7 protein-coding genes and 1 pseudogene are annotated in these 10403 nt (G+C 67.0%); 3 read left to right on the forward strand and 5 right to left on the reverse strand.

The genetic code is table 11. The features are described from left to right. Positions 1-734: 734 nt before the first annotated feature. On the reverse strand, positions 735-1838 hold the full coding sequence (locus ACTWQJ_RS37140; protein WP_443310858.1) for a hypothetical protein: 1104 nt from the start codon (positions 1836-1838) through the stop codon (positions 735-737). Between the two features lie 637 nt (positions 1839-2475). On the opposite strand from ACTWQJ_RS37140, the gene ACTWQJ_RS37145 reads away from it, so the two are divergent. Continuing rightward, positions 2476-3300, forward strand: a complete 825-nt coding sequence (locus ACTWQJ_RS37145; protein WP_443310852.1) for a tetratricopeptide repeat protein — start codon at positions 2476-2478, stop codon at positions 3298-3300. 506 nt (positions 3301-3806) lie between these two features. Then, positions 3807-4118, forward strand: a pseudogene (locus tag ACTWQJ_RS37150) (tyrosine-type recombinase/integrase); the annotation flags it as partial. Positions 4119-4379: 261 nt separating this feature from the next. Here the strand turns inward: ACTWQJ_RS37150 and ACTWQJ_RS37155 are convergent. Beyond that, positions 4380-4685, reverse strand: coding sequence for a hypothetical protein (locus tag ACTWQJ_RS37155; RefSeq protein ID WP_443310853.1), 306 nt, complete (start codon positions 4683-4685; stop codon positions 4380-4382). Positions 4686-5026: 341 nt separating this feature from the next. Between ACTWQJ_RS37155 and ACTWQJ_RS37160 the strand changes: the two genes are divergently transcribed. Continuing rightward, positions 5027-5437: a DUF1330 domain-containing protein gene (locus tag ACTWQJ_RS37160; protein WP_443310854.1), complete on the forward strand. Its 411-nt coding sequence runs from the start codon at positions 5027-5029 to the stop codon at positions 5435-5437. Positions 5438-5469: 32 nt separating this feature from the next. Here ACTWQJ_RS37160 and ACTWQJ_RS37165 read toward each other — a convergent pair whose 3' ends face one another. The 3 genes from ACTWQJ_RS37165 to ACTWQJ_RS37175 form a co-directional block, all read right to left on the reverse strand. Then, positions 5470-5658 (reverse strand): hypothetical protein, encoded by a 189-nt coding sequence (locus tag ACTWQJ_RS37165; protein WP_443310855.1) that lies wholly within the window; start codon positions 5656-5658, stop codon positions 5470-5472. A gap of 364 nt (positions 5659-6022) precedes the next feature. Further along, the gene (locus tag ACTWQJ_RS37170; RefSeq protein ID WP_443310856.1) at positions 6023-6817 is read right to left on the reverse strand and encodes an SDR family NAD(P)-dependent oxidoreductase; all 795 of its coding nucleotides are present in this window, start codon (positions 6815-6817) and stop codon (positions 6023-6025) included. A 2818-nt stretch (positions 6818-9635) separates the two neighbouring features. Continuing rightward, the gene (locus ACTWQJ_RS37175) at positions 9636-10361 is read right to left on the reverse strand and encodes a DUF6461 domain-containing protein (protein ID WP_443310857.1); all 726 of its coding nucleotides are present in this window, start codon (positions 10359-10361) and stop codon (positions 9636-9638) included. Positions 10362-10403: the final 42 nt, after the last annotated feature.

Raw genomic sequence — 10403 nt, forward strand, 5'->3', positions numbered from 1 at the left:
CGCAAGATGTCCAACTACCACCTCAAGAGAGCCGAGCACCGGCACTGGCCCCAGCCGACCCGGACAGCCACCGACGCCGTCGTGATCCACACGCCAAGACCACCAGACCCGTAACGCAACGGCATTGGCTTTAGGAGTTCGATCCGAGCTTGCTCCGGCTGCTGCCGTCGACTGGTGCGGCGGCCGGACAGAGACGCTGGTGTACGCCCCCGTCCGGCGTCGTTGATGTCAGCCGTGGATGTCAGATGCCTGGAGCTGAAGCCCGTGCAGCTCAGCCGCCCCGGTCGTAGCTGTTGCCCAACCGTCCTGAGCGATGCTAGACGTGACCGGTTGTTCGTTGCTGCGCTTCTGTGCTGTACGGCCCGGGTCCGGCGGGGACTACTCAGGACGCCGATCGCGCGCCACGCTCGTACGGCCACCCCGCGAGCCGCCTCTTACTCCCACCGGTTCGGCATTCGCCTCGGGTGCCCCGGGGCACCTGTTGTCGGGACGACGCGACCATACAGCCTTCACGGCTCGGACTCCACGGCGTATCCCCATGGACCGCTTCGTCCCGAAGCAACTTGCGTGGGCGGTCGACCAGGGGCCGGTATGCCTCTTACCTGGTGCGATGGTCCACAGGCGTCCACCCTTGTTCGCCGGTGTGCATGGGTGTTGTCACGCAGTTAGACACTCACCGACCCGCGACGCTTGAGGCTCCCGGCCATGCAGTTCTGATTCCCTGCAACTGCCGCTCACGACCGTGTGGCAGTCCCGCACCCCGCATCGCCGGCCTCCCGCATGCGCGTTTCCATCGACGTGCTCCGGTCGTACGGGTCGACCTCGGGGCCGTCTCCCGGGCGCGAGGCCGCGCGCTCTGCGCTGAACTCGGGGGTGAGGTAGCCGGTGAAGGTATCGCAGCCGCCGTTGGTGGTGTCCACCTTGTAGGAGACGAGGGAGAACGTACCCGGCTCGACGACGACCTTCGCCGGGTCGTCCCAACTCATCACGACCTCGCGGCGCACGATGGTGCGCGCGACTTCGTCGCTTCCCGCTGCAGCGCGTACGACCGGATATACGTACGTGACATCGGCGGTCACCTCGACCGCACCACGCTTACCTTCTCGGTACGTGATCCGCCCTCGTGTCTTGACCACATCCCCGACAAGCCGGACCTTCGTCTTCTCGAACCGGCTGAACAGCAGCAGAGGATCTTTCTCCCGGCTGGGCGCACGGAACGCGGTCGCCAGGTAGTTCTGGACATCCTGCTGATGAGGATTGATCAACGCGATCGCCTTCCTCGGCCGCTCCCCGCGCAGCACACCAGGATCCAGACTGGACGCGGCGAGGAAGTCCCGGGTCTTCTCGAGCGCCTGTGCGACCTGCACCTTGCTCATCCACCCGGTCGCCCGTGCCTCAGGCAGGCCGATCCCAGCCGTCCCGTCACCCCACTGCGCCGCGGGCGACCCCCTGAACGGCTGCTCCAGGGTCGGACGTTGGGCCGCCGCTTCCGTCGGCGGCGGTTGATCCGGACGTTTCGACTCCACGGCGAGCGGCGCATTCTCGCCGCCTCCGCCTCCGCCTCCGAACCATCCAGCCACCCGCCCTGGATCCAGCGCCACGACCAGCAAGGCGACCGCAACCAGCAGACCGATCGCGTACCAGCCCTTACCTCCTTGCCGCCGGGCCGGTTGATGACTCCGCCACGGCTCCGGTCGGCCGGTCTCCTCCCGCAGCCGCCGCGCCACCATCCGGGCCCGCGCCGACGGCTCCTCGGGCGCGCCCTTGGTTCCCGCCTCGGCTTCACGAAGGAAGCGCTCCCACTCTTCGTCCGGTATGGACTCCTCACCCTTGCCCACGATGGGCCCCGCCCTTCTCACGTACCCGGTCCCTCCCCAGGGCCGGTCATCTTCCGTGCATCCTCACACAGTTCAGCTTGGCTCCGTGATCGCCGCCGGTGGGGGCCCCGGCTCAGGGGACCAGGTCGGCGGAGTCTCAATGGACCAGTCAAGCCCACGAGCGACCTTGAAAACCGTCGTGGCGCAAGTCACCGTGGGTTCAAATCCCACCCCCACCGCCAGGAGAAACGGCTCCTGACCAGGTATTTCGGTCAAGGGCCGTTCTGCTGTCCGCTCCCCGCCGGTGACTGCCATTCCCCGTGGTTCCCCGGGCTATCGGGCACGGGAGGGGCACGGGCACCTTCTGATCCGTAGCTCTATGTAGGACGTTCGCTAGCGGCCGTAGCGAAGGCACCAAGGCCGTGCAGGTACGGGTTAGTTCGTCGTTGGGTGCTGTGGTTGCGGTACTTCGTTGCTGTACTGCTGTGACTTAGCACGCTAGTTGGCCACTCTGGCGCTCCGTTTGTTGTCTAACGACTCGCTTCGCAGCGGTGTGGTGAGAGTTCGCACTGCCCGCCTGACCCCGGGACATCAGGGGCGGCCGACCAGCTCCCGCCTCTTCGCCGAACAGCGTGAGCAGCATCCGTATGCTCCGGCCATGAAACTCTTCCGGCCGCGCGGCCGAAACGACGCCAGGCAGTTGATGAGATCCCCCTTGGGCCAGGCCATAGCCCTGTACCAGGCCGGGCGCTATGCCGAGGCGGAGGCCGAGGCCCGCGCCGTGGCCCGGTCCCGGCCACGCGACGACATGTACGCACCGCTGGCGCTGAGCATCGCCGCGCTCGCGACGGGCGCCCAGGGCCGCCACGCCGAGGCCCTCGCCGCATACGACGCAGTGCTGCCGGTCTTCGGCAGGATCTTCGGCGCCGAACACCCGCAGACCCTGAAGCTGCGCTCGGACCGCGCCCAGGCGCTGACCGCGCTCGCCCGGCACGCCGAGTGCGAGGCAGAGTGTGCGGCCGTCGCCCGGGCCGCGACCCGCGGTACAGGGCCGGAGATGCCGCTCATAGCGGCGGCCGCCCGCAACGGACTGATCTTCGCCCTCAACGCGCAGGGACGCCACCCGGAGGCCGAGGCGCTCGCCTGCGAGGCCCTAGCCGCCCATCGCGTACCGGACCGGTTCTCCCTGGTCCTGCGGCTCGGCCTGGCCCGCAGCCTCAACGGCCAGGCCCGCCACGAGGAGGCTCTCGCCGAGGCGGAGCGCGCCGACGAGCTGCGCCGCAGTCTGCCCGAGGAGCAGCGCCGCCCGGAGACCGGCGCCGTCGAGCTGGCCGTGGCCACCGCCCTCCTGGGGCTGCACCGCCCTACCGAAGCCCGCCTCCAGGCCGCAGCCGCTCACGACGCCTGCCTGGCCTCCTTCGGCCCGGACCATCGCCGCACCATCGAGGCTCGGGATCTACTCGACCGCATCGACGGCGCTTGACCGGGCGCGCAACGCCTCCCTCTCTGCTCTACCCACCACTCTCCCCGGCTCCCATCCCGTCCGCCGTCGACCCGCACACCGTGGAGCGGGCGTGGTTCATGGCGTCCAGGTGGAGCGTGCCACTGTATGAACGACCTGGACGCCATGGGCCGCGTGCTCGGCTCTGCCTGGGTCGACGGTGGGCGGGATGGGAGCACCCCGCGCACGCCACTACGGACCCGCAGTCGGTAACGGCGCCCCCTCCATCCCGGTGTCGGCCGATCCCCCGCCGGAGGCATCATCTTGTGGCCGCAGATGACGTCCCGCCCTTGCCCGCTTGCACGTAGCGCGCCGCCGGGCGGGGCCGCCGCTGGCGAAGACAGGGCGGTGACCTCTTCGACGTGACGTATGAGGGCCAGGCGCCGCTTGGCCTCACGGTCAAGCGGCGGGGTGGTGGGGGTGGACTTCGGCATGTGGATCTCCGTAGTGATCGGAGACCCAGGTGTCAACGATGATCGTCAGTTTTAGAGTGGCAGGAGTCCGCCTACGTCTTCACCACCCGCACCGGCCGCCCGGTCGAGCCGCGCAACGTCTACCGCTCCTTCACCCGCATCGCCCAGTCCGCCGGCCTCCGCGTCATCCGGCTGCACGACGCCCGGCACGGCACGGCGACCCTCCTCACGGCGGCCGGAGTCGCTCCCCGCGTCGTGATGGAGATCCTCGGGCACTCCCAGATCAGCATCACCATGGACGTGTACACGCACGTCGTACAGGACACCCAGCGCGAGGCCATGAGCCATATGGATCGCCTGCTGCGGAGGCGCCCCGGTCGTCAGTGACCGCCCCCGTTGATGTCAGAAGTAGATGTCAAAGGCCCCGGACCATGATCGGTCCGGGGCCTTTTGGCTGGTGCCCCCGGCAGGATTCGAACCTGCGACACCCGCTTTAGGAGGGCGGCCGTGACCGGCAGCAGAGGCGCCCAGATCGCCCCGGCTGCAAGGGCAGCCCAGCTCAGCGGCGCATCGCGACCGTGGCGAACCGTCGTTGACCGTGATTGACCGCACGATGTGGCATGGCTGTGGCACGCACCGCCGACCGACTCAGCTGTGATCGATCCACTCGCTGAGTCTGATCCTCACCTCGTGGTTGTGATCGGTGTGCCAGACAACCTCACCACTGATCTGTGCACCCAGTGATGGAAGGCTCGCACTGGGCGGCATGGAGCCGATATCAGCCAACCCGACCGCATTGGGCACACCGTCGATACGAATGAAAACCCCGAATGGCTGGCGGCCGACGACCTGGCCAGTGATGCGGGTGCCTACGGGTAGCGCGGACACGGTTGCTGACCACTCTCGGCGGACTTGCTCAGGGGACGGATCGCTGTGCCAGGCGTATTCGGTCATGAGTCGATCCTGTCAGGAGGGATGGCGTGTGGGCGACGGTGAATTCTCAAGGACAAGCCAAAGCAACCTCAGCCGGACCGAGCGACCGGAAAAGCCCCAGTTGGGAAGATCGCGTAACCGGATCCGGGCTGACGTGGCAAGACGCTGACCTGAGCGTTCCCAGAACGCTCGCCGACGGTCCCCGCTGCTCTCCGTCCTTCGCCGTCCGATCGGGCACGCAGGGGGCATGCGCCGCCGGTCCGCGTCGCGAGCAGGATCCGCTTACCTGTCAGGTCATCGAACCCGGCGCGTTGGCATGCCATGATCTCGGCGTACGGAGCCCACCGGACCGGAAGGACGCCATGCCCGCCTACGCCATAGCGCACCTGCGAGAGGCCGTACCGCACCCGGAGATCGCTGAGTACATCGAGCGCATCACTGCCACCTTCGAGCCGTACGGCGGCCGCTTCCTCGTGCACGCCACGCAGCACGAGGTGAAGGAGGGCAGCTGGCCCGGGCACGTCGTGGTGATTGGCTTCCCCGGGATCGCCGAGGCGCGGGCCTGGTGGGACTCACCCGCATACCGGGAGATCGCACCGCTGCGCTCGCGGCACATCGAGGGCGACATCATCCTGGTCGAAGGCGTCCCCGAGGGCTACGACCCCACTGCCACTGCAAAGGCGATGCGGGAGGCCCCTGCCTGCCGAGTAGCCTTCGGGCTCGGCCGGGCCCAGCGGCAGGCTAGACGACAAGCTGAGGTCGGCGTCGGCTGACCTCGGACGGCCCGGAGACGGCCCAAGGGCAGCTAAACCACCCTGCCCTTGCCGAGCGAGTCACCCAAGAATCTGAAGACTTGTCCCAGCCGCTCGTTCGCCTCCGCCGGCGGTTCCGGGATGGGAGCGCCAGCAGCGATGTGCTCACCAAACAGCCACAGCACCTCGTACAGGTCCTCGGCGGTGGCCCGGTCGAGGCGCAGGACAACGTCATCAGCCATGACTGCAAGCTATCGACTGGCATTCTCCCCTCCATCCCGAGGGGGCATTGCGGATTGGACGCCACGGCTGACCTCTTCGTCCCGAACTATGGGCGTGACGGTCGCTGACGGTCGCTGTGCTGGTGAAGCGTAGACTTCGGGCCGTTTCTGGTCGGGCACGGTCTTCACGGTTGCTGTACTTCGCTGCTGTACAGCACCAGCGCCTGAATGATCATGGAGTTCTCTGTGCTCAGTGATCAGTGGAGGGCTCGTGACTGTCCTGCCATCGCGTCTGCTCGAATACCTGTAGGACCAGTTCGCGGCGCCATCTTTCGGTCCCTACCGCCCGGTGCTCAGCAACCGGGTTGCAGGCAGGGGCAAGAGATCACAATGTCTTGACCTGGCCGCCGTCGATGGTGAACTCGGCTCCTGTGATGTTGCCGGCGAGCGGGGAGGCGAGGAAGAGAGCCAGATCGGCGACTTCGTGAGCTTCGGTGACTCGTCCTGTGGAGATGCCCATGCTCTGCGGCACGACTGCATCGATGGCTTCCTGCGCGGTGGTGCCGGCCTGGGCTGCCGTGGCATCGGCGAAGCCGCCCGGCGCGGTCCAGAAGGGAGTGCGAACCGGCCCCGGGGCGATCGCGTTGACCCGGACGCCTCGCGGTGCGAACTCCTCGGACAGCGACTTGGTCAGGCTGCTCAGCCCGGCCTTGGCCGCGGAGTAGTCCACGACCATGGGGAAGGGGAGACGCGCGTTGATGGAGCTGATGTTGATGATGGAACCCCCGTCCACGACCAGCAGGTGAGGAAGCGCAGCGCGGCTGGCCCGGACCGCGCTGAACAGGGTCATGTCGAAGATCCGTTGCCACTCGGCGTCGTCGATGTCCAGGAAGCTCGGACGGGGCGTTGCGGTACCCAAACTGTTGACCAGGACGTCGACCCTGCCGTACTGGTCCACCGCGTGTCGGACGAGTGCGCCCGGTCCGTCTGCGGTGGACAAGTCGACCGGGACTGCGGTGACGCCGTACTTCTCGTGGAGCCCTTTGAGCTCGGGAGTAATGCTCCGGCTGCCGACGGTGACGTGTGCGCTTTCACGGGCGAACGCATCGGCGATGGCGAGGCCGATGCCCTTGCTCGCTCCGGTGACGACGGCGACCTTGTCCTTGAGCTGGAGGTCCATGGCGGTCCTTTTCCGGGTTGGTCACCCCCTATATCGAGGGTAGGCAGAACCGGCGCCGTCGGCTCAGGCGGGCAGCCGGTCCCAGCCCCGTGTCAAGCTGCGGAAATCAGTCGCCGGCTCGCGAAGCACGAGGTTGCGCACCTTCCGTCGCCGCTGCCGTCGAAGGAGGCGGAAGAAGTGGGCCCTTCTCCCCGGTTGGTGTGTACATCAATGCAGCGCGTTCGGAGGGCCCGTTCAAGCATCGTCCAGCCGCTGCCACCTACTTCCTGCAGGACATTGCGCAGAGGCTGAGTCGCACCGAACGGGCTGAGATGGATCGCGACTGATGGTGAGTCCTCGGAGTGTGCACCAGCCTCTGGGCTTCTGTGAGCTCCAAGGCGCCCGCCTCAGGGTTTTGTCCTGTCCACGGATGGTGCACGGCACTAAGCTCAGGAGCTTGTGGAACCCCTTCTGACCTGCCGCGAAGCCCTTCAAGATCAACACGCTATTACAACGTGATCACTGGCAAACGGCTGCTTCCGGCGGCATCCGCCTGTACATACAACAAGACCCCGCACTCAGTGAACTCGCTGGTTACGGGGTCTTTAGGCACCTCATGAAGGGTGCCCCCGGCAGGATTCGAACCTGCGCACACGGCTCCGGAGGTCCTCGGTGTTTCATGCATTTGCGCAACTCCGCGTCGCGCGGGCCCCTGGTGGCGTCCGCGGGGTGAGGGGAAGGGGCTCGGAAGTCGCCCCTTGGATCACTCCGGTACTTGCCATGCACGCCGGTATGCGCGAAGCTGGGCAAAACGGGATTTTGGGATTTTCCCCGACTGCTGAACCTGGGTAGCGGGTGGTACTGAGCAGCGGCTCGGCCGTGCGCGGCGAGGCGTTGCCGGTTGTGGCTGGCTATAGGTGGGCCGTACTCGCATCACCGCACAGACCACAGAGGAATCACTCCAGCCACGCTGCAACGCTTGAGCTTGGTCCGACGCACCGCCTCCAACGGACGCACGTCCTCATGGAAGGGAGACCGTCGTGCGTGCCAAGGGATCCCTCCTCCTGCTTGGCCCGGGGCTCCTGGCCTCCCTCACGCTCTCGCCGGGCCTGACCGCGCCAGCCGCGGCCGCCCCCGCCCCGGCGCAGACAGCGGTGGCGGCCACGGGCATCCCCGAATACGTCGGGCAAGTACCTCCATGCAGCGGCGACTGGTGGGACGGCAACATCAGCGGCGCAGTTGCAGCCCGCAATGCTGCCGAGGCCGACTTCCCAGGACCGAAGCGTCCAATGTCAGCCCTCCCGCCCAACGCCACTGATTGTCAGCAGGGGTACCACTTCGGCTACACCACTACATACGATTACATGTATAGCAGGCAACAGGCACTTGCTCAGAAGGACCCGGCATTTGCCCAGGAGGCGGAGAAGCGGAAGCAGGCCAGAGAACGGATGGAGTCGGACATCGAAATAATGGAGGGTTTGGTGTCTGGAGTGACTCCTAGGCTTCCTGCGTCGGGGCCCGAAATTCCACCAGTTGCTCCGTCGCCAGGCAGCGCGGAGCCGAGTACCACTACCACACACCCGGCCGGGCCTCAGGTGCCTCCCACGGGATCTGTGACCCCGACCGCTCCTACGACGGAGCCAGGAACCCCAGGTGTTGCTCCGTCGCCAGGCAGCGCGGAGGAGTCGACTGCCACGCACGAAGAGGCTGAATCGCAGGAAGGTTTCGCGGAGGAGCTGATTCCCACGGACGAACCGGAGCCTTAAACGCCGAAATCGCCCCCGCTCCCAAGCCGGGGACGAGGGCGATTTCGTTTCGGATCGCTCCTTTTTGCCATGCCCCCGCCCCGCGCGAAGCTGGTGAAGAAGGATTGCCGACCGGTGTTGAATGCGCAACGGCTCGTTGGGTGCGCGACGAGGTGTTGCGGGGGCTTCCCTGGCCGTAGGTGCGGGGAACTCCATTCACCCCAAAGAGATCAGTCCAGCGACGCCGTAACGCTGGTGTTTCGCGGGCTTGGCCGCGCCAGCCGAGGCCGCCCCGGCGCAGGCAGCGGTGGCGGCCACGGGCATCCCCGACTACGTCGGGCAACCACCGGACCCCAACTCCCCCGGGGCATTTGAAGCGAGCAAGGATGCTGCTCGCCCTCGCGGTGTGGAGGAAGGCCTCTTCGACTTCGACAACAGGCGGGTCAAGCGCCCCAATCCGTACCTCAGGGACGTCACCCGCTCCCGATATGACTACGGAAAGTACGTCGGCTACGCCGAGGGTTACAACGCCGCAATTAAATCCGAACAGGCTAAGCAGCAGGCCGTTGCAAATTACCTTACCGTGATGTTGCTGGCGCCGTTGCGTGCGCCGATCGCTCCGCAGCAAGGGCCGGGTGGCACGCCCCAGGGCGAACCCGGGGCGTCTCCTGCGGGACCTGGGGCGGCTCCCACTCAGCCCGGCGCGTCTCCTGCGGCGCCGACCGCTCCGCAGCAAGGGCCGGGTGCCACGCAGGCGACCAGGCCTGAGGGGATGGCTCCTCCGGAGCACGGTGCCCCGCCGCTGGCCGAACCTGGGGTGACGATTTCTACGGGGCCTGAGGCTGGTCCGGAGCACGGTGATGTGGGGCCGGATGCCACGTACGAGCCGGGCCCTTATGGGTGACTTCTGCGAGGCGATAATGCCCGGCGTGTCGTGAGGAATCTGCCGTGAAACCTGGGAACAGAGGTGCTGTTCCGCAGCCGGGTCCGGGTGCCACGTCGCAACAGGCCGAGCCCGGGACTGGTGGTCCCTACGGGGTCTGGGGCGGCTCCCGTGGGCCTGAGGCTGGCAGATCAGCCCATCGCAACCGCGCTCATGGGAGCCATGCCGCCTCCGATTGGCTGAAGAGCTTGGAGGGTGAGGTGAGCCGCACAGTGCGAAGCGCCATGTCCATCCACCCGGGATCGACGGCCACGCCCATGGTGCGTTCCATGAGCGCGAAGGACTCGGCGCACAGGGACTCCATGTGGAAGGCGACCCCCTTTGCCCAGGCAGGGACATCCGGTTCCGGACCCATCCAGGCCGCGTCCTCCAGCTCGAAGGGGTCGAACATGCCGTCTACGCGGCCGTCAAGGGCGTGCATGACCTGGTACCTGGCGTTCACATTCCGGTAGACGCTGAAGAACTCGCCTCCGTCAGCGGACGTTCGTCCCGCGACCTCTGGGATGCTGCCGTGGTAGCCCCATTCGATGGCGATGACGTGCCGGTCGACGGTGAGCACACGAAGCAGCTCGTAGTCCTCATAGAGGTGAGCTGCTTGCTCTTCGACGGTCTCGGCGAATGTCATCAGCCGTGACGCTCCAGAATCGCCACCGAACGCCCGGATCACCTCGTCCTCCGTCTTCCCTGCGATCACGGAGAAGGTGTACGCATCGGGCTCGTCGGCATCGGCCCACGCGTATCGGGCGACGAGGTCTTCGCAGCTCGCAGCACCGCCGCGCTTCGGGTCCCGGGGGGCGTCAGGAGTCATGGTGCCGCACCCTACAGAGCGGTCGGCGTAGCGACTTTGGCCGGGAGCTGCTTTGGCGCGAGTGATCATGGCCCCTTACGCTGGCCCGCGGATCGGGCAGGCTTGTGGACC

The sequence above is a fragment of the Streptomyces sp. KR55 genome (assembly GCF_052245645.1).
In the GTDB taxonomy this organism is placed as follows: Bacteria; Actinomycetota; Actinomycetes; order Streptomycetales; family Streptomycetaceae; genus Streptomyces; species Streptomyces flavusporus.